This window comes from Kribbella sp. NPDC006257, assembly GCF_040613535.1.
In the GTDB taxonomy this organism is placed as follows: Bacteria; Actinomycetota; Actinomycetes; order Propionibacteriales; family Kribbellaceae; genus Kribbella.
The window spans coordinates 29,012-52,826 of the sequence record NZ_JBEXSJ010000009.1 but is presented as its reverse complement, the minus strand read 5'-3'; the positions used below and the strand labels follow the sequence as shown (position 1 = coordinate 52,826).

Sequence of the window (23,815 nt, the reverse complement as noted above, 5' to 3'; positions counted from 1 at the left end):
TGCTCCGGCTGGAAGAGCGCGCGGCACCGGAGAACGTTGGCACACCAGGAAGCCCCTTGAGGATCCCCCAGCTGCTGTTCGGCACCTTGACGCTCAGACGTCATCCCCCATGGTGCCGCAACCGCAGGGATTCTCCCTGCTCCTCTGCCGTGGATGGCTGTGTTGGGGACGTATTAATAGGACCTGGCTATCGCGTGATAGGTAGGTTTGCTTTGACCCGGTGACTGCTGGCCGGGACAGTCGAGGGTATGACGACCGAGGCCCTCTCCGCCGCCCCCGTCCCGGCTGCCGGGCGTGCTCACCGCGTGCGCGAACTCGCCACCGAACGGAAGAAGTTGCGCGGGGCGTTGATCCCGATTCTCCATGCGGTGCAGGAAGAACTCGGGTACGTCAATCAGGCGGACATACCGGTGATCGCCGATGTACTCAACCTGGCAGTAGCCGAGGTGCACGGGGTCGTCACCTTCTACCGCGACTTCCGGCGCGAACCGGCCGGGCGGACGACGGTGCGGATCTGCCAGGCCGAAGCGTGCCGCTCGGTCGGGGCGGTGGAACTCGGTGAGCATGCGAAACGGCGTACGGGCGTGGGCTTCGGCGAGACGACGTACGACGGGAAGCTGAGCGTCGACGAGGTGTTCTGCCTCGGCAACTGTGCGCTCGGGCCCGCGGTCGAAGTGGGCGGCAGGCTGCACGGCCGGGTCACGCCGACCCGGCTCGACGCGTTGCTCGGGGAGGCACGATGAAGATCTTCGTACCCCGGGACGCGGCCGCCAGATCGGTCGGCGCCGACGAGGTCGCCGAACGCCTCCTGGCCGCGGCCGAACGAGCAGGGGTGGAGATCGAGCTGATCCGCAACGGCTCCCGCGGCATGCTCTGGCTAGAACCCCTGGTCGAGGTGGAAACCCCCGAAGGTCGCGTTGGCTATGGTCCGGTAGCTCCGGAAGAGGTCGATGGTCTTGTAGCTGCAGGAATGCTGAACGGTGCAGGAGAACATCTCGGGGTTGTGGAGGAGTTGCCTTGGATGGTTCGGCAGCAGCGGTTGACGTTTGGGCGGGTGGGGGTGATCGATCCGCGGTCGGGGGACGAGCATGCGGAGTACGGAGGGAACGAGGGGCTTCGGGCTGCGTTGGGGATGACGCCGGCTGAGGTGGTCGAAGTTGTGGTCGACTCGGGACTGCGCGGTCGGGGTGGGGCTGGGTTCCCGACCGGGATCAAATGGCGGACGGTGCTCGGTGCGGAATCCGACCTGAAGTTCGTCTGCTGCAACGCGGACGAAGGCGACTCGGGAACCTTCGCGGACCGGATGCTGATCGAAGGTGATCCCTTCACGCTGATCGAAGGAATGACGATCGCGGCGTACGCCGTCGGCGCCACCGAAGGATATGTCTATCTCCGGTCGGAGTACCCGGACGCGATCGAGACCCTGAACGCCGCGATCGTCACCGCCCGCGAGCGCGGCTGGCTGGGCGACGACATCCTCGGCTCGGGGCTCACCTTCGACCTGCACGTCCGGGTCGGCGCCGGCGCCTACATCTGCGGCGAAGAGACCTCGATGCTGGAGAGCCTCGAAGGCAAGCGCGGCATGGTCCGGGCGAAGCCTCCGATCCCTGCCCTGGAAGGACTTTTCGGCCGCCCGACCGTAGTCAACAACGTGTTGTCGTTGGCAACGATCCCGACAATCCTCGCGAACGGCGCCGCCGCCTACGCTGCTTACGGAATGGGCCGATCGCTGGGCACCAACGTGTTCCAGCTCGGCGGCAACATCGCGCGCGGCGGGATCGTCGAAACAGCGTTCGGCATCACCCTCGGCGAACTGGTGAACGAGCTCGGCGGCGGCGCGGCATCCGGGCGGCCGGTCCGCGCCGTACAGGTGGGTGGGCCGCTGGGGGCCTATCTCCCGGTCGAGGAGTTCGGCCTGCCGATGGACTACGAGTCGTTCGCGGCTGCCGGCGCGATGGTCGGGCACGGCGGGATCGTCGTCTTCGACGAGACCGTGGACATGTCCGAGATGGCTCGCTTCGCCTTCGAGTTCTGCGCCGAGGAGTCGTGCGGCAAATGCACGCCGTGCCGGGTCGGTGCGGTCCGTGGGGTCGAGACGATCGACCGGATCCGCAACGGCGAGGACCGGCAGAAGAACCTCGTCCTGCTCGACGACCTGTGTGACCTGATGACCGACGGCTCGCTCTGCGCGATGGGCGGCCTCACCCCGCTCCCCGTCCGCAGCGCAGTACGCCACTTCGGAGAGGACTTCCATAAATGACCCTGCTCAAAGAACCGGACTTCGGTACGCCCGCGCGCGATGGCGAGGCGACTGTCGAGCTCACGATCGACGGGGTCGCGGTCACAGTCCCACGCGGTACTTCGGTGATGCGCGCGGCGAAGCAGGCCGGGCTCGACATCCCCAAGCTGTGTGCGACCGACAGCCTGGAAGCGTTCGGATCCTGCCGCCTCTGCATCGTCGAGATCGACGGCGCCCGCGGCACACCGGCCTCCTGTACGACGCCTGTCGCACCCGGCATGGTCGTGCGGACCCAGAACGAGAAGCTCGGCAAGCTCCGCCGCGGCGTGATGGAGCTCTACATCTCCGACCACCCACTCGACTGTCTCACCTGCTCCGCCAACGGCGACTGCGAACTCCAGGACATGGCCGGCGTCACCGGCCTCCGCGAGGTCCGCTACGGCTCCGGCGTCGAGGCCGGCGCGAACCACCTCGACGCCCCCACCGACACCTCCAATCCGTACTTCGATTTCGACGCCTCCAAGTGCATCGCGTGCTCCCGTTGCGTCCGGGCCTGTGACGAGGTCCAGGGCACGTTGGCGCTGACGATCGAAGGCCGCGGCTTCGACTCCAAGGTCGCAGCCGGTGCGGGTGTCTCCTTCATGGAGTCCGATTGCGTCTCGTGCGGCGCCTGCGTCCAGGCCTGCCCGACCGCAACCCTGCAAGAGAAGTCGGTCATCGAGCTCGGCATGCCCACCCGCTCCGTAGTCACCACTTGCGCGTACTGCGGGGTCGGGTGCTCCTTCAAAGCCGAGTTGCGCGGCGACGAGCTGGTCCGGATGGTGCCCTACAAGGACGGCGGAGCGAACGAGGGCCACTCCTGTGTGAAGGGCCGGTTCGCCTTCGGGTACGCGAGTCACCCGGACCGGGTGATGGAGCCGATGGTCCGCGAGTCGATCACCGACCCGTGGCGGAAGGTCTCCTGGGACGAGGCGATCACCTACACGGCCCGCCGGCTGCGCGAGATCCAGGCGGCGCACGGGCAAGGGTCGATCGGCGCGATCACCTCGTCGCGGACCACGAACGAAGAGGTGTACACGGTCCAGAAGATGGTCCGGGCGGTGTTCGGCAACAACAACGTGGACACCTGCGCGCGGGTCTGCCATTCACCCACCGGGTACGGGCTGAAGCAGACCTTCGGCGAGTCGGCGGGGACCCAGGACTTCAGCTCGGTCGACCATGCCGACGTGATCCTGGTGATCGGCGCGAACCCGACCGACGCCCACCCGGTCTTCGGTTCGCGAATGAAGAAGCGGCTGCGGAAGGGCGCGAAGCTGATCGTGCTCGACCCGCGGCAGATCGACCTGGTCCGCTCCCCGCACATCGAGGCGCAGCATCATCTGCGGCTCGCGCCGGGGACGAACGTGGCGGTGGTGAACGCGTTCGCCCATGTGATCGTCACCGAAGGGCTGGTCGATCGGGAGTTCGTCGAGTCGCGCTGTGAGGACTTCGAGAACTGGGAGTCGTTCATCGCGCAACCGGAGCACAGTCCCGAGGCGGTCGCCGAGCTTACCGGCGTACCGGCTGAGGAGATTCGTGCGGCGGCACGGTTGTATGCGACCGGTGGGAATGCGGCGATCTACTACGGGCTGGGTGTCACCGAGCACAGCCAAGGGTCGACCACCGTGATGGGGATGGCGAACCTGGCGATGGCGACCGGCAACATCGGCCGGCCGGGCGTCGGCGTGAATCCGCTGCGTGGGCAGAACAACGTGCAGGGATCCTGCGACATGGGGTCGTTCCCGCATGAGCTGCCGGGGTATCGGCATGTTTCCGACGACGACGTCCGCGATGTCTACGAGAAGCTCTGGGGTACGCCGTTGCTCAACGAGCCCGGGCTGCGGATTCCCAACATGTTCGATGCCGCGATCGACGGCTCGTTCCGGGCCTTGTTCGTGCAGGGTGAGGATATCGCCCAGTCGGATCCGAACATTCAGCACGTCCATGCCGCGTTGAGTGCTCTCGAATTGCTTGTCGTCCAGGATCTCTTCGAGAACGAGACGGCGAAGTTCGCGCACGTTTTGTTGCCCGGGACATCGTTCCTCGAGAAGGACGGAACCTTCACCAACGCGGAGCGCCGGATCAACCGGGTGCGGCCGGTGATGGCACCGAAGACCGGTAAGCACGAATGGCAGATCATCTGCGAGATCGCGCAGGCGATGGGCTACCCGATGCACTACGACAATGCGGCGCAGATCATGGACGAGATCGCGCTCACCACACCCACGTTCGCCGGGGTGTCCTTCGCGCATCTCGACAAGGTCGGGTCGGTGCAGTGGCCGTGCAACCTGGAGCATCCGAACGGGACGCCGATCATGCACTCCGACGAGTTCACCCGCGGCAAGGGGCGGTTCATGGAGACCGTCTACGTGCCGACGACCGAGCGGTCGACGCGGAAGTACCCGCTGATCCTGACCACCGGGCGGATCTTGTCGCAGTACAACGTGGGGGCGCAGACCCGGCGTACGGCGAACGTCGCGTGGCATTCCGAGGACATTCTCGAACTCCATCCGCACGACGCCGAGGTGCGCGGGATCTCCGACGGCGACCAGGTGGCGCTGTCCAGCCGGGTCGGCCGGACGACGCTGCGGGCGAAGCTGTCGGAGCGGATGCCGGTCGGGGTCTGCTACACCACGTTCCACCACCCGGTGACCGGGGCGAACGTGATCACCACGGACAATTCCGACTGGGCGACCAACTGCCCGGAGTACAAGGTGACCGCTGTTCAGGTGGATCTGCTCGTCGAGCCGGTGTCCGCGGCGCTGGAGTCTGTTGCGGTGGGCAACTGATGAGTGGCACCCTCCCGCCGTACGTCCGCCTGGTGAACGAGATCGCGGCGCAGTTCCCGCACAAGCCGCCGGCGGTCGCGGCGGTGACGATCGCGAATCATCTCCGGACGGTGTGGGATCCGCGGATGAAGAAGGCGCTGGTGGAGTACTGGGAGGGTGGCGGCGACGAGCTCGTCCCCGCCGCTGCGCTGGCCGCGGAAGAGCTGCGAAACAGGGTCAAGTGACCGAGTCTCAAGTAGCGGTTGGAGCCGGACTGCGACACCATCATGCAATGGCCGCCATGTCGTGGGACGCTGCGCGAGAGTCCGCGCATGCTGCGGCGACCCCGCTGAAGCCGCGCTCGCTCCCGTTGGCCGACGCCGGCGGTACGGTGCTCGCGACGCCGTTGGTCGCGCCCGCGGCGGTGCCGCCGGTCGATCGGGCGGCTATGGACGGCTACGCGGTCCGCGGCGACGGCCCGTGGCGGGTGATCGGGTCGGTCTTCGCGACCTCGGAGCTGTCCGGACCGCTGTCGGACGGCGAGGCCAAGGCGATCGTCACCGGCGCCGCCGTCCCACCCGGCACCACCGCCGTCCTCCGCGACGAGGACGCCACCCTGACCGCCGACCTGGTCCTCGGCACGGTCCAGCCCGGCGCCCACATCCGTCGCGCCGGCGAGGAGTGCCAGGCAGGCGAGGTGCTCCTCCGAGCACGCACAGTCATCGAGCCAACGGTCCTGGGGCTGGCCGCAGCCCTCGGCCTGGACCGCCTGACCGTCATCCCGCACCCGCGCGTCCATGCCCTCATCACCGGCGACGAACTGATTCACCGGGGCCCGTCGACCTCCGGCCAGGTCCGGGACGCCATCGGCCCGATGCTCCCCGGTCTCATCGCCCAAGCCGGCTGTGTGCCCAGCATCAGCCATCTCCCAGACAACCGAGATGCTCTGATCGAAGCCTTGAACTCTGCAACAGCTGATCTTGTCTTGGTTTCTGGATCTTCGGCGTCTGGGCCGGCTGATCACCTGCGGGGTGCGTTGGCGGCAGTGGGGGCTGAGTTGCTGGTGGATGGGGTTGCTTGCCGGCCGGGGCATCCACAGGCGTTGGCTCGGCTGGGAGACGGACGGTTGGTGATCGGGTTGCCGGGCAATCCGCTGGCCGCGTTGACAGCGTTCCTGACGTTGGGAACCGCTGTGATCCAGCGGCTGCGCGGGCTGCAGTTGCCGGTGCTGCCACCGGCCGCAGTACCGGGTGGAATCGCCTGTCACCCGCACAACACGCGACTGGTGCCCGTTCGCGTCGGCCCGCAGGGCGTAGTACCGATCGGGCATGGTGGTTCGGCGATGCTTCGTGGAGTGGCAGCAGCAGACGCGCTGGCCGTGATCGACCCGGGCCCCTCCGAAGCCATCGCCGCTCGCTTGCTCCCGCTGGACCCCGGAGCACGGTTCTGGGGTAGTTAGATCTGGCCCGCAGGATGCCCGAAAGCGCGAGGGAATTCGCCGCCCGCCGAACATCCTTGAACGTATGGATTCGAGGCAGAGCCAGGCGGTCGTCGTCGGCGGAAGTATCGCCGGATTGCTGGCTGCACAGGTATTGAGCCGCTGGTTCGGCCGGGTGATCGTGCTCGACCGGGACGAACTGCCGCTGGATCCCGTGCACCGCAAGGGAGTTCCGCAGAGCCGGCACGGGCACGGCCTGCTCGCCAAGGGCCACCAGGTGATCAACGAGCTCGTCCCCGGTTTCTGGGACGAGCTGGTCGGCCAGGGCGCGGTCACTGGTGATCCACACCAGGACCTGCTCTGGTACAACGAGGGCAACCTGCTGAAGCGCGGCCCGTCGACGATGACGACCGTCCTCGCCGGCCGCCCCCTGATCGAGTCCGTACTCCGGCGCAAGGTGTCCCCGAGCATCGAGCTGCGCCCGCGCACCACGGTGACCGGGTTGCTCGAGAAGGACGGCCGGCTGACCGGCGTACGGACTGAGGACGGTGATCTCGCGGCTGACGTGGTGGTGGATGCCAGTGGCCGGAGCAATCGCGGGCCGACCTGGTTGAAGGAGCTCGGCTACGAGTCGGCGCGAGAGGACGAGGTCAACGCCGGCCTGGTCTACACCAGCCGCGAGTACCGCCGCGAGCCTGGCGCGCAGGACTTCATCGGTGTCCTGAGCGGCCATCACCCCGCCAACCCGTTCGGGTGCGGCGCGGGCGCGAAGGAAGGCGATCGCTGGCTGGTCACCTTGGTCGGGCTGAGCGACGTGCCGCCGCCGGTCGAGCCTGGTGCCTTCGAGGACTACGCGGCACGCCTCGACGGACCCGAGGTGCATCGCCTGGTCACGAAGGCCGAGCCGCTGACCGAGCCGGTGCGCTACCGGATCGGGCCGAGCGTGCGCCGCCGGTACGAGAAGTGCAGCCGGTTGCCCGAAGGCTTCCTCGCGATCGGCGACGCGTTGTGCTGCTTCAACCCCGTCTACGGACAGGGCATGACACTGGCTGCGCTGAGCGCGCAGTACCTGGCCGAGTGTCTGGAGACCGACGGCGAGAACCTCACCCGCCGGTACTTCGGTGGCGTCGCCAAGATCGTCGAGCCGGCCTGGGCGCTGTCGACCGGTGGTGATGTCCGCTTTCCGCACGTGCCGGGTCCACGCAGCCTGAAGACGCGGTTTCTCAACGGGTTCCTCTCCCGCGTCCATCGCGCCAGCGCCGTCGACGAGGTCGTCGGCCGCCGGTTCGTCGAGGTCGCCAACGGCCTGACCCGCCCCGAGACGCTCTTCGCGCCGGGGATGGTCCGGCGGATCCTGCGCAACTCCTAGGCGGTTTCCTCGCAGTTGTTGGTGGCGGATGGTCCTACCCAGAGGGTGTCGGCGGTGCCTCGGTTGACGTGCTCGGTGTAGATGTCGACCTTGTAGGTGATCACCCGCAGACACTCCTTGAGTTCTTCGATCTGCTCGGCGACATGCTGCTGGTGGCTGCGCAGCAACTCGAGGCGTTCCAGCTCGTTGCCCGGACCTTGCCGGATCAGCTCGGTGTACTTGCGGATGGTGTCCAGCGGCATCCCGGACGACCGGAACTTGATGCACATGTCGAGCCAGTCGACGTCGTCCTCGCTGTAGACGCGGCGCCCGTTCGCCTCCCGGCGTACCGGCTCGGCGAGGATCCCCTCCCGCTCGTAGAACCGCAGCGCGTGCACGCTCAGGCCGGTCCGCTCGGCCACCTGTCCGATACTCAGATCCGCAGTCATACCCGCCAAGATAACCTAGAGTCGGGTCTAGGAGTTCAGTCCTTCCAGCGCCTTCAGCGCCAGCTGCACGTCGGCCTCCGTCGAGTACACGTGGAACGACGCCCGCAGCCGGCCATCCCGAACAGCAGCCCGTACGCCGGCCGCCGCGAACGCCTCCTTCGCGCCGGGGAGTTCGGTGCTGACGATCGCCGAATCACCCGGCGGCAGCCCGAGCCCGGCGCGGAACTCGTTCGCCAGCGCGAGGTTGTGCCGGTGGATCTGCTCCACCCCGATCTGCTCGACGAGTTCGAGCGCAGGTGCCGCTCCGACGAAGCTGAACCAGGCCGGCGACTGGTCGAACCTCCGAGCCCCGGCAGCCAGGTTCATCCGCGTTCCGTAGTACGAGCTGTGGACGTCCTCGCCGGCGTACCAGCCGGCGGCCATTGGGCGGCAGCGTTCCTGGAGTCGCGGCGAGAGGTACCCGAGAGTGGCTCCGCGCGGCGACATCAGCCATTTGTAGGTGTGCGCGATCAGAGCGTCGAGCCCGTTGACGTCGAGCGGCAGCCAGCCGACCGCCTGGCTCGCATCCACCACCACGAGCGCGCCAACTTCCTTGCTGGCAGCAACTACTGCTGCGAGATCGAGGACGGTGCCGGTCGCGGACTGAACAGCGCTGACGGCGACGAGGTCGATCCCGGGCCGGATCGCGCTGATGAGTTCGTCGGTCGATGCCGAGACGACGTGGATGCCGCGGTCCTCGTGCACCTTCCAGGGGAAGACGTTGGAGGTGAACTCGATGTCGTCGACCAGCACCGTCGAACCGTCCGGCAGCGAGTCCGCGATCGGCGCCATCGCCGCCGACACCGTGCTGCCCACGAAGACGTCCGCCACCGGCGCCCCGACGATCCGGGCGAACGACTCACGGGAGCGCGTCGTCGACTCGTCCCACGGCTCCCAGCTCGTCGCGCCGACCCGCCAGTCCCGCAACGCCGCCTGCAACGCCTCCCACCCCACCCGCGGCGGCAACCCATACGAAGCAGTGTTCAACCACCCCGGCTGCGGCTCCCACAACTCCACAAATTCGCTGACCGAACTCATCCCGTCTCCCACTCTCCGCCCGACTACACTCCTGCTAGGCAATTCGACCACGGAGGACGCCATGGCCGCCCGGAATCTCACCCGGGCCCCCCTCACCCAGCGCTAACCCCGCCGGTGAGCTGTTGCGGTGCCCGGACCTCGTTGTTTCTCATCGATGGCCCAGCCAAGGAGCTTCTGTTGTCTGTTTCACCCACGTGGTACGAAGATTTCTTCACCGAACTGCCGAACGCCTTCTGGCGGCAAGCAATCCCCGCCGAAGCGGCCGCTGCCGAAGTCTCGTTCGCCGAGCAACAGCTCGGGCTCACCCCCGGAGCGCACGTCCTCGACCTCCCGTGCGGAAGCGGGCGGCACAGCCTCACCCTCGCCCGTCGCGGCTACCGCGTCACCGGCTTCGACATCTCCCCCGAGGCCATCGCGTACGCCGTGAGGTCGGCCGCCGGACTCGAAGTCGACCTGAGCGTCGCCGACGTCCGCGAGATCCCCAGCGAGCTCAGGGTGGACGCCGCCGTCGTCCTCGGCAACAGCTTCGGCTACTTCGAGTTGCCGGGGATGCAGGCCTTCGCGGCCACCCTCGCGAACGCAGTACGACCGGGAGGCGGCGTACTGCTCGACATCAACACCGCAGCCGAGTCCCTGCTGCCCGGCTATCAACCCGGCTCGCGACGGATCGAGGCCGGCGATGTGTCGATGGAGGGCAGCACGGAGTACGACGTACGGACGAGCCGTCTGCTCAGCCACTACCGCTTCACCCGGGGCGGTGAGGCGGTCGAGCGGACGGCCGCCCATCACGTTTACACCACCGCACAGTACGTCGAGTTGCTCGAAGAGGCAGGATTCTCTGCCCTTGAGCTGCACGGCGACCTCACCGGAAAGCCTTATGCCGTTGGGGATTCCCGGTTGTTGATGACCGCACGTCGTTGACCTACTTGGCCGCTCTCTTGCCTGCTGGGGAGAGGGCGTGCCAGGTGCCTTTGACGCCTTCGCCCAGGACGTCGCCGGGGGTCTTGTCCTTGATGAAGAGGTAGAGGGGCCAACCGCCGAGGGTTGCTTGTACGTCGCCGTCGGGGCGGACGAGTCTGCCGAGCTTTGCCTGGTCTACACCGGCACCGGCGATGATGCCGCCTTTTCCGACGTAGACAGGCTTCCAGGCGGTCAGGCAGGTCTTGCTGAGGCAGACCGACCGTGGCGGATCGGTGCTGTCGAGGACTGACAGGTAGACCGTGAAGCCTTCAGCGTTGACAGCGGTCGGGCCGAGCTTCGTCGTACCGGCTTTGATGACTACTGGGGCGTCATTTGGTGCCTGTGCGGTCGGAGATGGGGTTGCGGACGGTGGTGGGGCGGCGGACGGCTTGGCGGCTGGTGGTGGGGCGGCGGGTGGCTGGACGACGATCGGCGCGGTGGTGGCGACGTTGCCGACCGCCGGGCTGAAGGCGGCGACCGCGATCGTCGCGCCGATCACCCAGACCATCGTGGGCAGGTTCTTGAACATGATCCGCTCCTACGCCGGGAAGATCGCGCCGTCGCGCTGCTGGAAGGCGACCGCCGGCAACGGCTTCCGGGCCGGACCAGCGACCGGTTCCCCACTGGTCGCGTCGAACTTGCTGCCATGGCACGGGCAGTTGATCGTGCCGCCTTCGACAGCGGTCACGGCGCAGCCCTGATGCGTGCAGATCGCCGAGAACGCGCAGACCTTGCCGCTCTGATCCTTGGTGAGTACGAGCTTCTGGTCCGTGAGGATCACGCCACCACCAGCCGGGATGTCCGCCACCTTCGCCAACGCGTTCTGCGCAGGCTTGGGCGCACTGCTCGACGGCTGCTCCGGCGCCACGGTCTGCTCCGGCGCTGTGGGCGGCTGTGACACGGAGGTTTGCGGTGGGGCCGGCTGTGTCACCACTGGAGGTTCGGCTCGCTGCACGACACAACCACTCAGTACTACGGTTGCCGCGGCACCCCCGGCGAGCAAGACCGTCCGCCGCTCGACGACCTGGTCAGACTTGGTCATTTTCCTGCTCCTCTTCGTGAAACGGTCATCGCAGCGGGACGCCGGATTGGGTGAAGTACCAGAGCGCGGCCGTGGCCCAGGCTCCGATCAGCAGTGAGAACAACAGACCGCCGGAGACCGGCAACGCCCAGCGGGGCATCTTGTTGGCCCGCAGCGCGAGCATCTTCGTCGTGAAGGCGCCATAGAAAGCGCAGCCGAACAGCGAATGCAGTGCTGTTCTCGTGTCGAAGGTGCTGTAGCCGAGGCTCCACAAGCAGTGGTACGCGACCGGCAACGTCGCCACGAACGCAATGGATCCACTCCATCGGTGCAGCTGCGACAGATAGGCGGGCGCCTTCCGCTTGACCGGCAACCGGCCGTACATCCACAAGGCCGAGACAACCTGGAAGATCACCAGTACCACGGCCGCGGTGGCGAGCCACGCTTTCATCGGGGTCAGCGAGGTGAACCCGACGATCAGCGCCAGCGGCCGCCCGGTCGGTTCATGCACCTTCCCGTAGATGCCGAGTGACAGCGAGACCAACGCACCCGCCACCGCGAACACCAGTAGTAGAAGCGTCCCCCGCGCTGGCTCTCCTTTCCCTATTGTTTCTACCGTTTCCGCGTTAGTGCCATCGGTGTTCGTGTTCATGGGCGTTCCGTCCCTCGATGACCCCACCCCTCCGTGGCGTCGTACAGGGCATTACGTCTATCCCACAGAACCGGTTCAACCGAAGAGCGAAGTCCGTCTACTTTCCGGTTTGAAGCGCTGTCCAGGTAGCGGGGCCGACTACGCCGTCGACGACCAGGGCGCGGGTTCGCTGGTAGTCCTTGGCGGCCGTCTCGGTGATGGTGCCGAACTGGCCGTCTATGCCGACCGTCCGACCAAGTGCTGCTGTGAGAGCGCGCTGCAGCCGACCGACCGCCGTACCGGTTGAACCGTTGCGGAGGGTCGGTTGGTCACCTGCGGCCAGCAGAGCCGTCCAGGTGTGGGAGTCGACGATGCCGGTCGACGGCAGCCCCTTCCGCGTCTGGAACGCCTTCGTCGCATCCTCGGTGGCAGTGTCGAAGATGCCGCTCGGCTCGTTCGTTGCTCCGAGCAAGCACTGCGCGGCCTTCACCTCGGCGCCGGTCGATCCGTTCTGCAACGTCGGGTAGGCGGCGAAGTCGAGGTTCGTGGCACCACAGGTTTGCGTACCGTTGACGAACGCGGTCGCCGCGGCCTGGCCCTTGGTCAGCGCGTCGGCCTGGTTCTCGATCGGGATCGACTTCACGCCAGGGAAGAGGATGTACGTCACCACGGCACCCGAGACGCCACCCGACGACGGGTCGGGGTTGATGCCGAGTTGCTGGGCGAGTTGGTAGGACCCTTCGCCGATGATCCCGGTCGGACCTTGGTCGCCGACCACGGCGTACGCGACCTTGCTCCCGTAGACGACCGCGGCGATGGTGGCGCCGCCGATGCCGGCGGTGGCGTAGTTCCAGGTGGTACTGGGGAGCGGGACGACGATGAACGGCAGGGTGGCCGAGTTCAGCGGCTGGCCGTTGGACTGGTTCCAGGAGGTATTGGGCTGGAAGGACGGATCGGTGTTCTCGTTGCACTGACTGGTCCGCTGGCCGTCACAATCGACGTCGAAGTCGGCGGTCCAGTGCACGGCTCCGCCGGTTTTGCAGACCGCGACGGTTCGGGAGCCGCCGGAGTCGTGGGCGTACTTGCCGTTCGAGAGCTGGGTCTCGCAACCCGAAGCTTTGGTTCGCAGCTGATCAGCAGTCGGGCCGGCGAGTTCATCACCGTGGGCCGGTGCGACCAGGGTCAGCGCGGCAACGGTTGCTATCAGCAACGAGATGCCGAGCTTCCGGAGTACTGGACGATGGATTGCGGAGCGGGGCGGCTGCATCAGGTCCTCCAGAGGTGAACCGAAACTTTTCACCTCGGAGAGTACAGAGCTTGGTTACTATTTGACAGGGCTCTGATGGATCTTCGTCACCAGGCGGTGCAGAGTGGCCCGCTCGGCCTGGGACAGCGGCTGCAGAGTTGCCTTTTCAACTTCCCGTACGACGGCGCGCGCGGCGGTCAGCACCTTCTTGCCCTGCGGGGTGAGGGAGATCCGGTAGCGGCGGCGATCTTCCGGATCGCGGTCGCGGGAGACCAGCCCGTCGGCCAGCAGGCCGTCCATCAGACGCACCATGTCGCTCGGATCGATCCCGAGGCCGGCCGCGAGCTCGTTCTGGGCGGCTGGGCCCTGATCGCCGAGCTCGGCGAGGGCGGCGAGCTGCCAGAGAGTGATCCCGGGCTTGACCGCCAGCCGGTCGGCGATCGCGCGCCGACCGGCCACGCCGACCTTGTGCAGCACGAACGTGGTCATCCCCAGCAGGGTCTCCATCGGCCTATTGTAGGCTGATCCCAATGGTTGGTTGATCCCCACTAAATTGGAGCTGACGATGGACGTGCTGTACCCCCGCCTGCTGGTGACCGATTTCCCTGCCGCGGTGGAGTTCTACCGCGAGGTGCTGGCCGAACTGTTCGACGTCCAGCCGGTCAAGGTGATCCCAGAAGCGGCGTACGCGAACTGGGACATCGAAGGCCAGGCCGGCCTCGTCCTCTACGGCCGCGCGGTGATGGCCGACACGATCGGCACCACTGCGCTGCCCGTCACGGCGGCGGCCCAGGACTCGGCCATGCTCGTCTTCAAGGTCGACTCGGTCGACGCCGCGGTCACCGTCCTCGAGAAGCACGGCGCCACCACGTTGGCGCCCGCCCAGGCTCGCCCGGCGTGGGGCCCTACCCTCCGGACCGCCCATCTCCGCACCCCCGACGGCACGCTGGTGGAACTCCAGTCCTACTAACCGTCGGCGCGGGCGGATAGCGTGGAAGGGAGCGTCCTGGGGACTCCTGGGTCGGGTTTGAGGAGGAGAAGAGCATGAGCTTCGACAGACCTGGTCTGCCGCATCCTGGGCACAAGGCCAACGAGGTCGAGATCGACGAGGTGCTGGCCGAGGAAGGCGTCGAGCTGACCGACCGGGAGCTCGACGGCCTCGATCGCCCGGGTACCGTCTCCGAGGGCCCGGTCCCGAACCCACCCCGCCGCCCCGGCTCAACGCTGCCGGGCGGGCCGGCGCAGGGCATACCGGTGGAAGGCGAGCCCGCGCAGGGCGTACCGGTGGAAGGCGAGCCGGCGCAAGATATACCGGTGGAGGGTCAGCCGGCGTACGGCGTACCGGCGGGTGGGGTGGACGAGTCGGAGCAGCCGGTCGATGATCCGGCGCACGACGATCCGGCCCACGACCACCCGGCGGGCTGAGTTCGGCCGAGGGTGAAACGGGTCGCGCGCCAGGCGGCGGCGATGTCACACTCGGCCCGTGGCGAACGAGTCCGCGCTTGCGGAGACCAATCGGATCGAAGCGTTCAGTGACGGCATCTTCGCGATCGCCATCACGCTGCTGGTGCTCGAACTGCATGTTCCCGAGGTCGAGGACGGGCAGCTATGGCATGCCCTGCAGGAAGAGTGGCCGCAGTTCGCGGCATACCTGACCAGCTTCGCGATCCTCGGCATCATGTGGATCAACCACCACTCGATGTTCCGGCAGATCCAGCGCGCCGACCGCGGCCTGATGTTCCTGAACCTCCTGCTGCTGCTCTGGACCGCGCTGCTCCCGTTCCCGACGAACCTGTTCGCCACTTACCTGGACCACCACTCGATCGACGCGAACGTCGCCGCGGCGGTCTACAGCGCGAACCTCACGCTCGCCGCGATCGCCTTCAGCGCGATCTGGTGGCACGCACTACGCAAACACCTGATCGACCACGAGATGTCCGCAAAGGAACAACGAGCCTCCGTACTGCGGTATTCGGTCGGCACCGCCTTCTACGCGGCCTGCATCGGACTGTCGTTCATCTCGGCCCCGCTGACCCTGCTCGTACAGTTCCTCCTCGCCGTGTACTACGGATTCGAGCAACTCCGAAGCAAGTGATCAGAGCGCCCTTCGGAAACGAGTGACCTGTACTCCGGGAGCGATCGTGATTCGCTCGACCTCCCGGTAGCCGCGGGATTCGTAGAGCCGGGTCGCCGGAGTGTTCTCGGTGCCGGTGGAAACCAAGCTGATCGGCCGCTGCTCCACCTCGTCGAGGTGATCCAGGAGCGCCCGGCCGTGACCCTGACGAGCGCGATCCGGGTCGACCACGAGCCGGCTGATCTCGACCGTGTCGGGATCGGGGAGTTCGTAGGCGACGGCGCCGACCAGCGAGCTTCCGTCGTACCGGCCGAGCCAGTACTCCGTCGACACCATCAGTCCGGCGAGGTCTTCCTGGAGCGGCGGGATGCCGTCGAAGCCGATCAGCTCCGCCTCGACCGCGTACGCCCGGTGCTGCACGGTCAGCAACTGCTCGGCGGTGTCGGGATCGGTCACGTCGATGGCGCGGATCTGAAGGCTCACAGCTCATCCTCACATGGGGAAACCTCAGCACGACCCGTGATCGCGCAGGTAGGTTGGAGGCTCCCGACCGACGACGGAGGATGCCGAGTGACCGCCGAGACCTTCCGGGATGCCTGGGGTGTGCCGCACCTGCGCGCAGCCGATCCGCTGGAGCTGGTTCAGCTGCAGGGCCGGAACGCCGCGACCGATCGCGCCTGGCAGATCGAGTTGCAGCGCCGGCGGTTCCTCGGGACGACCGCCGCCTTCCTCGGTACCGAGGCGATCGGCTGGGACAGTTTCGCGCGGCAGGCCCGCCTCGCCGACACCGCCGAACGGTGCTACCGGAACCTCGACGACGCGACGCGCGCCTGGCTCACGGCGTACGTGGCAGGGGTCAACGAAGGTCTGCCGGGTGGTGCTTCGAACGCACCGGAGTTCGCGGAGACCGGGCTCGCCGTCGAGGAGTGGGAGCCGTGGGCGCCGCTCGGCAACTGGCTGGCGATCCACATCATGTTCGCCGGCTTCCCGAACAAGCTGTGGCGCGAACATGTCGTGCACCACTTCGGCGACGCGGCCGTCACGCTGTTCGACGCCGAAGGCCCCAGTACTGCGGGGAGCAACGGCTGGCTCATCGCCGGTGATCGGACCGAGTCGGGTGCGCCGCTGATCGCCGGCGACCCGCATCGGTACATCGAGAACCCGGGGGTCTATCAGCAGATCCGGCTGGCCTGCCCGGAGTACGACGTGATCGGGCTCGCGGTGCCGGGGATTCCCGGGATCGCGCATTTCGGGCACACCGGGAGGGTGGCCTGGGCGATCACCAACGCGATGGCGGACTACCAGGATCTGTTCGCCGAACAGTTACGGCGTACGGCGGACGGGGTCGAGGCGCTCGGGCCGGACGGGTGGTCGCGGGCCGCTGTCCATACCGAGGTGTTCTCGGTCGCTGGGGCCGCGGCCATTGAGGTGGAGGTGATCGAGACCGAGCGTGGGCCGGTGATCATCGGTGGACCAGGTGAACGCGCTATCAGTCTGCGCTATCCGCCACGAGTGAGCGGTCGGCTTGGCTTCGAGGTGCTGCCTAAGTTGCTTTCAGCAACCACTGTCGCCGATATCGACGCCGCTGTCGAGGATTGGGTGGAGCCGGTCAACGTTCTCCTCGCGGCCGACACCGCCGGTGGGCTGCTTCATCGCACGGCCGGGCTGGTGCCGACGCGCGATGCGGAGAACCAGCTCCGCGTAGTACCGGCTTGGGAAAGCAAGTTCGAGTGGCAGGGCTGGTTCTCGCCGATGCCTGCGGCAACCATCGATGGGTACGCCGTGATGGCGAATGCGCGCGAACTGGCTGAGCTGTTGGGATCGGAATTCGCCGCGCCACACCGGTCGAATCGCATCCGCCAACTGGTCAGCTCCCGCACCGATTGGACCGCCGCCGAGATGCCCCTGATCCACAGCGACACCTTGCTCCTCTCAGCGCCGCTGATGCTGGACCTCCTTGCAGGCTTGGACGATCTGTCACCCAAGGCAACGGACCTGCGTGCGTCGCTTGCTGCTTGGGACCAGCGCATGGACGCCGACAGCAGCACCGCCTCGACGTACGCCGCCTATCGCAAAGCCTTGATCCACCGCCTGGCCGACCACCCCACCTTGGCCGTCCTCGAAGACGACATCGACTGCCCCGAGCTCTTCACCCAATGGATGGATCCGCTGGCCCACGTCAGCTTCGCCCTGGAGAACCTCATCACCACCGATCTCCTGCCAGACGTCAACATCCGCTGGCTGGCCCGCGAAGCCCTCGAAGAGGTCGCCCACAGCAAACCCCGCCGCCCCTGGGGCGAAACCCACCAACTCACCCCGCTCCACCCCCTCCGCTACCCGATCTTCACCCCCACCGAAGACCCGATCGACCTGGCCCTCTCCGGAGACCACCACTGCGTCTGGTCCACCTCGAGCCTCCCCGGCCTCAGCGACGTCTGCATCCGAGCCTCAGCCGCCCGCTACACCTGGGACCTAGCCGACCGCACCAACAGCGCTTGGTCAGTCCCCCTAGGCACCTCCGCCATCCCCGGCCACCCCCACCACCACAACCAACTCCCCCACTGGCTCTCAGCCACCCTCCTCCCCATCACCACGTCCTGGGACGAACTGGAGCCCGAGCGATAGTCCTGTTCCGGCCAGGGGTGCTCGGGTGGATGCGGAGTGGCCTAGCGTGCGGGGAATGTGGGAGCGGGAGTTTGTCGAGGTCTGCTCGGTTGCGGTGCGGCAGCTTGGGCTGGTGACTGGCGGGCAGTTGAAGCGGCTCGGGACCACCGCGGAGAGGGCTTGGGTCGAGGCGGGCCTGCTGGCGGAGCTTGACTGGAGCGTCTTCCAGATCGTGGGCAGTCCGACTGGGCCGATGCGGGCGATCCCGTACGCCGCGTGGCTGGCGTTGGCGCCTGAGCAGTTCGCCTGGGAGCGCGGTCGCGACATGGTGATCTCGCACGGCTCGGCGGCTCGCCTGCACGGGATCGGTTCGGCCTCGGCGCCCGTCGTCACCATCACCAGCACAGGTCAGCTTCCGGCACTGCGAGCCATCAGGGTGATGGCCGCAGAGCTGTCGGCCGACCAGCGGACCGAGGTCGACGGGATACCGGTGACGACGCCGGTCCGGACCATCCATGACCTGGTTGCTGATGGCATCGATCACGACGAGTTGCGGGACGTGATCCGCGACGCCGTACAACGCGATCTGATCGACCTGCTCGACCTGCACCTGAAGATCAGAACAGTCGCCGCCGATCGCGGGATCCCCGCCGACGGCCCTTCCTTCGTGGCCTCCCTGGTCGGCGATCAGGATGTTGACGAGCTTTCGGTGCGCAACCAGCGAGCGCTGGCGGAACTCGTCCTGCCTTCCGAAGTCGCCGCGCTGACAGAGGCACTCCGGCGTACCTTCCAGCAAGTTCCCACCCAGGCAGGCTCCGACATCCTCCGCGACCTGGCCGCCGAGGCCATCGCCAGGACCAGCGCCCGCTAGGAAGTGACCGCCCAATCCCGCCACTGCTCCGCGTCCGGCGCGTCGACGGAGGTGCCGGGCGGGAAGTCGTGCACACCACGCCCCGGCAGATAGGCGGCGATCAACCAGTCAGGATTGTGACAGAGCAGCATCGGTACGTCGGGGCGATGCGCCACCAGGTGGTCGAAGACCACCCGAGCCTCCGCTTGTTGCTGCGGGCCACGACTTCCCAGCCAGATGTCGATCTGCACCTCATAGGCGTCGAACACCTGGATATCCCCCGGATCCGGGTCGATCTCGGCGAACCCGTTCGGATGGACCACGAAGCCGAGCGTGCCGTCCACGGTGCGGGCCGGACCCCGCAGACCGAACTCGTCCTCACCGGCAGTGGCCTGATGCGGAATCGGTTCGAGTCCGAGCAGATCGCGTAGCACCCCGGCCTCGTCCTCGACGGTCGCCGCGGTCTTCAGGAAGAGAAATTCGCGGTCGGACATCAGCGCTCCTTCACAAACGTCACGATACGTCCGTCGTCGAGGATGACATGGACCTGCGCGGCGACCCTGCTGTTCCCCTGACCGAGCGCCCTTCGGAACGCGCGGCCGGCATCCTCCTCCGTCAGCCCAGGCACACGACGTGCGTCGATCACGATCTCGCCGTCCGGTGGGACCTGGCGGCTCGCGTCGATGATGTTCCGCTTCAGGGCACTCTGCGGATTGGCGTCCTTGTTCGCCGGTGGGTCGAGCGTCTTGAACTCCACGATCCGGCCCGGGTCGTCCGGGCCCTTCCTGACCATGCATTCCGGATCCTTCTGGTGCTCGACGCCATGGTCCTCCAGCCGGCCGTCGAGCCGCCAGCCCCGCTCCCGGGCGAGCTTCTCCGCGATGGGGCGCTCGTTGCCCTTGAAGGCACCGTCCGGGTCGTGCACGCCGGGCACGAAAGCGTCGCCGATCGGCCGGTAGTGGAAGGCCGGATCGAACCCGTTCCGTGGACTGACCCCGAAGTCCGGATCGCCAGGCGTCCAGTCCACCGGCTGGGTGTGGGGGACCAGGTAGACGCTGACCCTGCCGATCAACTGGTCGCCGAGATAGACGTCGTGGATCAACCTGGCTCCGGCTTGTTCCCGCAGCGGTCGTATCTCCGACAGCTCGAACCGCAGGTGGTCGCCGAGGTCGAGTCGTAGCGCGGCCTGGAGGGCCTCGACCATCTGCGACTGGTGAGCGCCGGGGAAGCCTGTCAACAGTGGTTTGCCATCGTTCATCGTCCAAGCGCCTGGACTGTGCTGGAGAGTTCTGGCCATCACCTGGCGCAGGGCGAACTGGTGGTACTCGTGGTCCAGGGAAGTACCGTTGCGCTCGGCCTCGCCGCGGAGGTGCTCCCGCAGCTCGTGCTGGAACGCAACCAGATCGCGATGGCTCACCACCACCGGATCGGCAGTCGGCGCCTGGTTGCCGAACTCTTCGAGCAGCTGACGATGCGCATCCAGCGCCCGGCGTACCTCTGCATGGTCCTTCAGCCGCTGCAGCCGCTGCTCGATGTCGGGATGGTCCAAGGAAAGCTCGTCGGCCAATTCGCGGAACTTGGCGGCGGTCAGCCGGCGTTTCAGCTCACGATCGCCGCTGAAGTCGGCCTCGGAGCGAGTCAACGCGTCGTGCAGCTGCAGCAGCTCACCCAGCCTGCCCTGCTGATGCGGGCTGAAAGCCGCGCCGTCCCCGGCCACCTCGAGATGGCTGAGCTCCCGGAGTTCGTGCACCACGGCCCGCCCGATGTCATGATCGTTGATCCGGTCCGAGATCCGTACGACGGCATGCTCCGGCTCACCCGTCACCGGATTCTTCCCACCCTCGGTCAGCCAGAACTCCCCCGGATGGCCGTCCGCGACCTCACCGACCACGAACCGGATCACCAGCTCGTCACCGTTGTGAGTGGTCACGACCACCGTGACGCCCGACCGCACCTCACCGGGCCGCACCTCGATCGACCGAACGTCGGCGAATTCGTGCAGGAGCGAATTCTCGAGCTCGGCGACGATCTTGGGCAGCAGCTTGCGGGGAATCTGCCGGATGCCGTCGGCAAGGAAATGCCTGAGCTTGGCCGCATTGCCGTCCGGGCGTCTCGGAGCCAGGTGTTGGTGTACCTGGTCGGCGACAGCGGTGGGGTCGAAGTCCAGATCACCCGGCACGCCGGCCTTCTGCTGAAGCTCCTTGAACTTGGCGAGCTCGGTGCGGAACTCGTCGAGCGCGTGTTCGACCCCGTCCGTCGGAGTCCTGGCATCGAGAAACGCGAGATGGTTCGCCAACGTGCGTAGCGCCTGCCGGACGCGGTTCAGAGCAATCAGCCGCTGGACCCGCAGCGGCGTGCTCGTCGGCTCTCCGTGCAGGCGCCGCCAGCCCTCTTCCGTGCGAGCTTGTGCCCGGATCAACGGGTCGCCCTCGGTCCGGTGACCGGCCGCCGGGTCGACGTCCGTCAGTCCGGGCAGCGCACCTTGTCCGTCGACCGGCTGATGAGATTTCAGTACTGCGGCCAGCACGGCGCGAGCCCGGCGCAACTCGGCTCGCGCGCCCGCTTCGTTCCGCCGCGCAGCGGCCGCCAGATCATCGAGCTGGTCGGCCTGCTGTTCGATCCGGTCGAGCGCCTGATGCAGATCCTGTCGTTGCTGGAATCCCTGCTGCGGATCGCCCTGGATCGTCAGTCGGGCAGCCCGGACCGCAGCCCGCACCCGGTCGGTGTAGCCGGGGCTGCTCGGCCGTATCCGGAACAGGAGCTCGACTGTCCGGGCGGGGTTGACCTGCGCTCCGGACTGGATGCTCTCGTGGACGAACCGCACCGCGGCGACCTTGTCGGCCACCACCTGTGGCTCGACCGCAAGCTCGTTGTTGGCGTCCATCGCGTGCGTACCGTGCTTGAGGTCCTCCCGGTTGCCGAGGATCCGTGCGACCGGGCCGACCAGCAATTGGACCGTCGCCGCGATCGCCGTCGCGATGTGGGCCACGGGACCAAGACCGAGCACGATGTTGCTGATTTCCAGAACGCCTAGTTGGACGGCCGGCGGCACTACGGTGAGCGTCTGCGCCCAGACGCTTGTCAGTCCGTCCGGTCTCTGCGCAGCGTCGAGCGGTGCCGGCGGAGCGGGCACGGACTGCCGGAACCGGTCGAAGATCCGATCGAGCAGCTTGGCCTGCGCCGCGTCGGCCGGTCCGGCAGCGAGCCGCTCGGCCAGCTCAACCAGGGCGATCGTCTTGGTGATCTCGGCCGTCATCGCCTCATGGAGAGCGTTGCTGTTGGCGCTGTCTCGCAGCTCGAGGCTGAACTGGAAGAGCTCGGCGACGGCCGCGTCGCTCTGCCGTTGCAGGAAGGCGTTCACCCAGGCCGAGGTGGCTGCTCCGGCGAGACCGCTGATCGCACCGAAGATGAGCGATTCGCCGTACGAGCTGATCAGTTCGGACAGCTCGGTCGGGTCGGCCTCGTTCGGCTCCGGCGCAGCGGGGACGACCCGCTTGAGGTAGCCCGGGACCTGCTCGGCCAGCTCCTTGCCGAGCAGAGTGCGTTGTTCGAGCGATCCCAGTGCCTCGTCGGTCCGGCTCATCCGGCTGATGGCTGTGGTCGCGGCGCGGAGGCGTTCCTGCAACTGCTGGAGGAAGTCGATCAGCTGGTTCTCGTAGCGTTCCGGGTCCGTCGCGACCCTCGTCATCAGCTCCTCGAACCGGAGCATCTCCTTCTTGTTGCCCAGGGCATCGGCCATCCGGTCGGTGATCGGGCGGATCAGCGCGGATGCCGCGTAGAAAAGGGTCGGCGCCAGCGCGGCCGGCGAGATACCGGTGATCAGCGTCGAGACACTCAGCCCGATCGTCGACGGGATCAGGTGCCGGGCCAAGTAGCGCTTCCTGGGCGGGGCCAGTTTCGCCGGGTCGATCTCGGCCGGCGGTGACGCCCGTATGCCGAAGGGATCCGACTCGATCAGCTCGTACACGCCGGTGTTGCGCTTGGTGACCTCGCCCAGATGTTCGCCGTACTGCTCGCCCTTCACCGCCTGCTTCTCGGCGTCGAGCTTGCGTTGCTGGTGTGCGTGCACGAACGCGGTGATCAGAGCCGGAACGGCGAGTCCGAGGCCAGCGATCAAGCTGTTCGATCCCAGCACGATACCGACCGAGGCGCCTGCGGTCGTGGCGACGCCGACCATTTCCCGGCCGACGTACACCCGGCCTCTCGGCCGCTCGTCACCGGCCTTCCACCCGTCGGTCCGGCGCGCGACCAGATCCCGGTCCGCGCCGAGCAACGCCCGCCGGTACTCCGCGTCCGTCTGGCCGTGGGCTACCGCCATGTGCTCGAGCAGGGCCCTCATCTCGTTGAGGACATCCGCCCGACGAACCGCCCGGTACTGCGGGATGTGCTGGTCCTGGAGGTCCAGGTACCGCAACTCGGCAAGCCGGCCGCCGTCCTCGCGGGTCAGCGTCAGATCGTCGCGGACGTTGCTGCCGGCCCGGAGCTTCGACTCCACCGCCGGCCGACCGGGTTGTGGGATCTCGCTCGGCCGCCCCGCATGATCGATCTGATGCAGCAGATTGACCAGCGTCCGCCCGACACCCGCATCGGCGATCCGGAACGAGAGGGTGATCGAAGCGGCCTCGGTCCCGTCGGCGCGTACGACGAACTCACCGGGGTGACCGCCTTCCACGAAGGCGGCCCGGACCCGGAACCGGAACGGCTCACCCTTCAACGGCTTGGCGTCGTACAGATTGCTCGTCCCCGCCACCAACTCGATCGACTCGAACCCCGCCGCCGCCAGCACATCCGGATCCACCAGGGCCCGGCGAGCGGCCCGCTCCACCGCCTGATAATCAGCAACCAGCCGCTTGTTCCCCCCAAACCACAACATCGACTTCGCAACCCCGCGAATAACCTCCTGCACCCCGGCAGCCTGGCCGGGTGAAGCAGAAGCTGGAGTTCTGTTTGTCGACGTGGTTGTGGGGAGGGATGCGGTTCTGTTTGTCGACGTGGTTGTGGGGAGGGATGCGGTTCTGTTTGTCGACGTGGTTGTGGGGAGGGATGCGGTTCTGTTTGTCGACGTGGTTGT

The 23,815-nt window shown here is 67.2% G+C and carries 22 protein-coding genes; 12 read left to right on the top strand and 10 right to left on the bottom strand.

All coding sequences use genetic code 11. The features are described 5' to 3' along the window. Nucleotides 1–248 precede the first annotated feature (248 nt). From ABZ004_RS13235 to ABZ004_RS13210, 6 genes are all read left to right on the top strand, one after another. Entirely contained in the window at nucleotides 249–743 is a 495-nt protein-coding gene (locus ABZ004_RS13235) for an NAD(P)H-dependent oxidoreductase subunit E (RefSeq protein WP_355680066.1), read from the top strand. Next, complete coding sequence (locus tag ABZ004_RS13230) at nucleotides 740–2,260, top strand: NADH-ubiquinone oxidoreductase-F iron-sulfur binding region domain-containing protein (protein ID WP_355680065.1); 1,521 nt, start codon at nucleotides 740–742, stop codon at nucleotides 2,258–2,260. The genes ABZ004_RS13235 and ABZ004_RS13230 overlap by 4 nt, the downstream gene beginning before the upstream one ends. Next, nucleotides 2,257–5,067 carry a formate dehydrogenase subunit alpha gene (gene fdhF, locus ABZ004_RS13225; RefSeq protein WP_355680064.1) on the top strand — a complete coding sequence of 937 codons (2,811 nt, stop codon included), beginning with the start codon at nucleotides 2,257–2,259 and terminating at the stop codon, nucleotides 5,065–5,067. Before ABZ004_RS13230 ends, fdhF begins: the two co-directional genes overlap by 4 nt. Next, nucleotides 5,067–5,291 carry a formate dehydrogenase subunit delta gene (locus ABZ004_RS13220; RefSeq protein ID WP_355680063.1) on the top strand — a complete coding sequence of 75 codons (225 nt, stop codon included), beginning with the start codon at nucleotides 5,067–5,069 and terminating at the stop codon, nucleotides 5,289–5,291. Before fdhF ends, ABZ004_RS13220 begins: the two co-directional genes overlap by 1 nt. A gap of 47 nt (nucleotides 5,292–5,338) precedes the next feature. Next, nucleotides 5,339–6,505, top strand: a complete 1,167-nt coding sequence (locus tag ABZ004_RS13215) for a molybdopterin molybdotransferase MoeA (RefSeq protein ID WP_355680062.1) — start codon at nucleotides 5,339–5,341, stop codon at nucleotides 6,503–6,505. Nucleotides 6,506–6,569: 64 nt separating this feature from the next. Then, nucleotides 6,570–7,853, top strand: coding sequence for a hypothetical protein (locus ABZ004_RS13210; RefSeq protein ID WP_355680061.1), 1,284 nt, complete (start codon nucleotides 6,570–6,572; stop codon nucleotides 7,851–7,853). Here the strand turns inward: ABZ004_RS13210 and ABZ004_RS13205 are convergent. After that, the gene (locus ABZ004_RS13205; protein ID WP_355680060.1) at nucleotides 7,850–8,281 is read right to left on the bottom strand and encodes a MerR family transcriptional regulator; all 432 of its coding nucleotides are present in this window, start codon (nucleotides 8,279–8,281) and stop codon (nucleotides 7,850–7,852) included. The two genes, ABZ004_RS13210 and ABZ004_RS13205, sit on opposite strands and share 4 nt — an antisense overlap. A 27-nt stretch (nucleotides 8,282–8,308) precedes the next feature. After that, nucleotides 8,309–9,358: an aminotransferase class V-fold PLP-dependent enzyme gene (locus ABZ004_RS13200; protein WP_355680059.1), complete on the bottom strand. Its 1,050-nt coding sequence runs from the start codon at nucleotides 9,356–9,358 to the stop codon at nucleotides 8,309–8,311. Between the two features lie 177 nt (nucleotides 9,359–9,535). Here ABZ004_RS13200 and ABZ004_RS13195 point away from each other — a divergent pair, with 177 nt between their 5' ends. Continuing rightward, on the top strand, nucleotides 9,536–10,279 hold the full coding sequence (locus tag ABZ004_RS13195; RefSeq protein WP_355680058.1) for a class I SAM-dependent methyltransferase: 744 nt from the start codon (nucleotides 9,536–9,538) through the stop codon (nucleotides 10,277–10,279). A gap of 1 nt (nucleotide 10,280) precedes the next feature. Here ABZ004_RS13195 and ABZ004_RS13190 read toward each other — a convergent pair whose 3' ends face one another. The 5 genes from ABZ004_RS13190 to ABZ004_RS13170 form a co-directional block, all read right to left on the bottom strand. Further along, the gene (locus ABZ004_RS13190; RefSeq protein ID WP_355680057.1) at nucleotides 10,281–10,847 is read right to left on the bottom strand and encodes a hypothetical protein; all 567 of its coding nucleotides are present in this window, start codon (nucleotides 10,845–10,847) and stop codon (nucleotides 10,281–10,283) included. 9 nt (nucleotides 10,848–10,856) lie between these two features. Further along, nucleotides 10,857–11,360: a Rieske 2Fe-2S domain-containing protein gene (locus ABZ004_RS13185; protein WP_355680056.1), complete on the bottom strand. Its 504-nt coding sequence runs from the start codon at nucleotides 11,358–11,360 to the stop codon at nucleotides 10,857–10,859. 25 nt (nucleotides 11,361–11,385) lie between these two features. Next, complete coding sequence (locus tag ABZ004_RS13180; RefSeq protein WP_355680055.1) at nucleotides 11,386–11,895, bottom strand: DUF6529 family protein; 510 nt, start codon at nucleotides 11,893–11,895, stop codon at nucleotides 11,386–11,388. 193 nt (nucleotides 11,896–12,088) lie between these two features. Further along, the gene (locus ABZ004_RS13175) at nucleotides 12,089–13,237 is read right to left on the bottom strand and encodes a peptidoglycan-binding protein (protein WP_355680054.1); all 1,149 of its coding nucleotides are present in this window, start codon (nucleotides 13,235–13,237) and stop codon (nucleotides 12,089–12,091) included. 57 nt (nucleotides 13,238–13,294) lie between these two features. After that, on the bottom strand, nucleotides 13,295–13,723 hold the full coding sequence (locus ABZ004_RS13170) for a MarR family winged helix-turn-helix transcriptional regulator (protein WP_355680053.1): 429 nt from the start codon (nucleotides 13,721–13,723) through the stop codon (nucleotides 13,295–13,297). Between the two features lie 58 nt (nucleotides 13,724–13,781). On the opposite strand from ABZ004_RS13170, the gene ABZ004_RS13165 reads away from it, so the two are divergent. The 3 genes from ABZ004_RS13165 (at nucleotide 13,782) to ABZ004_RS13155 (ending at nucleotide 15,311) form a co-directional block, all read left to right on the top strand. After that, nucleotides 13,782–14,186, top strand: a complete 405-nt coding sequence (locus tag ABZ004_RS13165; protein WP_355680052.1) for a VOC family protein — start codon at nucleotides 13,782–13,784, stop codon at nucleotides 14,184–14,186. A 74-nt stretch (nucleotides 14,187–14,260) separates the two neighbouring features. Further along, nucleotides 14,261–14,641 (top strand): hypothetical protein, encoded by a 381-nt coding sequence (locus ABZ004_RS13160; protein ID WP_355680051.1) that lies wholly within the window; start codon nucleotides 14,261–14,263, stop codon nucleotides 14,639–14,641. 58 nt (nucleotides 14,642–14,699) lie between these two features. Continuing rightward, on the top strand, nucleotides 14,700–15,311 hold the full coding sequence (locus ABZ004_RS13155) for a TMEM175 family protein (protein ID WP_355680050.1): 612 nt from the start codon (nucleotides 14,700–14,702) through the stop codon (nucleotides 15,309–15,311). On the opposite strand, the gene ABZ004_RS13150 is transcribed toward ABZ004_RS13155, so the two are convergent. Next, nucleotides 15,312–15,773 carry a GNAT family N-acetyltransferase gene (locus ABZ004_RS13150; protein WP_355680049.1) on the bottom strand — a complete coding sequence of 154 codons (462 nt, stop codon included), beginning with the start codon at nucleotides 15,771–15,773 and terminating at the stop codon, nucleotides 15,312–15,314. 87 nt (nucleotides 15,774–15,860) lie between these two features. Here ABZ004_RS13150 and ABZ004_RS13145 point away from each other — a divergent pair, with 87 nt between their 5' ends. Together ABZ004_RS13145 and ABZ004_RS13140 are read left to right on the top strand one after the other, a co-directional pair. After that, entirely contained in the window at nucleotides 15,861–17,915 is a 2,055-nt protein-coding gene (locus tag ABZ004_RS13145) for a penicillin acylase family protein (RefSeq protein WP_355680048.1), read from the top strand. 55 nt (nucleotides 17,916–17,970) lie between these two features. Next, complete coding sequence (locus tag ABZ004_RS13140) at nucleotides 17,971–18,765, top strand: hypothetical protein (RefSeq protein ID WP_355680047.1); 795 nt, start codon at nucleotides 17,971–17,973, stop codon at nucleotides 18,763–18,765. On the opposite strand, the gene ABZ004_RS13135 is transcribed toward ABZ004_RS13140, so the two are convergent. Both ABZ004_RS13135 and ABZ004_RS13130 read right to left on the bottom strand, forming a co-directional pair. Beyond that, entirely contained in the window at nucleotides 18,762–19,238 is a 477-nt protein-coding gene (locus ABZ004_RS13135) for a hypothetical protein (RefSeq protein ID WP_355680046.1), read from the bottom strand. The genes ABZ004_RS13140 and ABZ004_RS13135 overlap by 4 nt on opposite strands. Further along, nucleotides 19,238–23,617 carry a hypothetical protein gene (locus tag ABZ004_RS13130; protein WP_355680045.1) on the bottom strand — a complete coding sequence of 1,460 codons (4,380 nt, stop codon included), beginning with the start codon at nucleotides 23,615–23,617 and terminating at the stop codon, nucleotides 19,238–19,240. Before ABZ004_RS13130 ends, ABZ004_RS13135 begins: the two co-directional genes overlap by 1 nt. Between the last annotated feature and the right edge of the window lie 198 nt (nucleotides 23,618–23,815).

Bases quoted from the DNA above. Each gene is read 5' to 3' on its own strand.
- ABZ004_RS13130 (WP_355680045.1), bottom strand. From the start codon at position 23,617: ATGTTGTGGTTTGGGGGGAACAAGCGGCTGGTTGCTGATTATCAGGCG.
- ABZ004_RS13230 (WP_355680065.1), top strand. From the start codon at position 740: ATGAAGATCTTCGTACCCCGGGACGCGGCCGCCAGATCGGTCGGCGCC.
- ABZ004_RS13220 (WP_355680063.1), top strand. From the start codon at position 5,067: ATGAGTGGCACCCTCCCGCCGTACGTCCGCCTGGTGAACGAGATCGCG.
- ABZ004_RS13210 (WP_355680061.1), top strand. From the start codon at position 6,570: ATGGATTCGAGGCAGAGCCAGGCGGTCGTCGTCGGCGGAAGTATCGCC.
- ABZ004_RS13135 (WP_355680046.1), bottom strand. From the start codon at position 19,238: ATGTCCGACCGCGAATTTCTCTTCCTGAAGACCGCGGCGACCGTCGAG.
- ABZ004_RS13190 (WP_355680057.1), bottom strand. From the start codon at position 10,847: ATGTTCAAGAACCTGCCCACGATGGTCTGGGTGATCGGCGCGACGATC.
- ABZ004_RS13200 (WP_355680059.1), bottom strand. From the start codon at position 9,358: ATGAGTTCGGTCAGCGAATTTGTGGAGTTGTGGGAGCCGCAGCCGGGG.
- ABZ004_RS13140 (WP_355680047.1), top strand. From the start codon at position 17,971: ATGTGGGAGCGGGAGTTTGTCGAGGTCTGCTCGGTTGCGGTGCGGCAG.
- ABZ004_RS13185 (WP_355680056.1), bottom strand. From the start codon at position 11,360: ATGACCAAGTCTGACCAGGTCGTCGAGCGGCGGACGGTCTTGCTCGCC.
- ABZ004_RS13170 (WP_355680053.1), bottom strand. From the start codon at position 13,723: ATGGAGACCCTGCTGGGGATGACCACGTTCGTGCTGCACAAGGTCGGC.
- fdhF (WP_355680064.1), top strand. From the start codon at position 2,257: ATGACCCTGCTCAAAGAACCGGACTTCGGTACGCCCGCGCGCGATGGC.
- ABZ004_RS13160 (WP_355680051.1), top strand. From the start codon at position 14,261: ATGAGCTTCGACAGACCTGGTCTGCCGCATCCTGGGCACAAGGCCAAC.
- ABZ004_RS13235 (WP_355680066.1), top strand. From the start codon at position 249: ATGACGACCGAGGCCCTCTCCGCCGCCCCCGTCCCGGCTGCCGGGCGT.
- ABZ004_RS13175 (WP_355680054.1), bottom strand. From the start codon at position 13,237: ATGCAGCCGCCCCGCTCCGCAATCCATCGTCCAGTACTCCGGAAGCTC.
- ABZ004_RS13215 (WP_355680062.1), top strand. From the start codon at position 5,339: ATGGCCGCCATGTCGTGGGACGCTGCGCGAGAGTCCGCGCATGCTGCG.
- ABZ004_RS13165 (WP_355680052.1), top strand. From the start codon at position 13,782: ATGGACGTGCTGTACCCCCGCCTGCTGGTGACCGATTTCCCTGCCGCG.
- ABZ004_RS13205 (WP_355680060.1), bottom strand. From the start codon at position 8,281: ATGACTGCGGATCTGAGTATCGGACAGGTGGCCGAGCGGACCGGCCTG.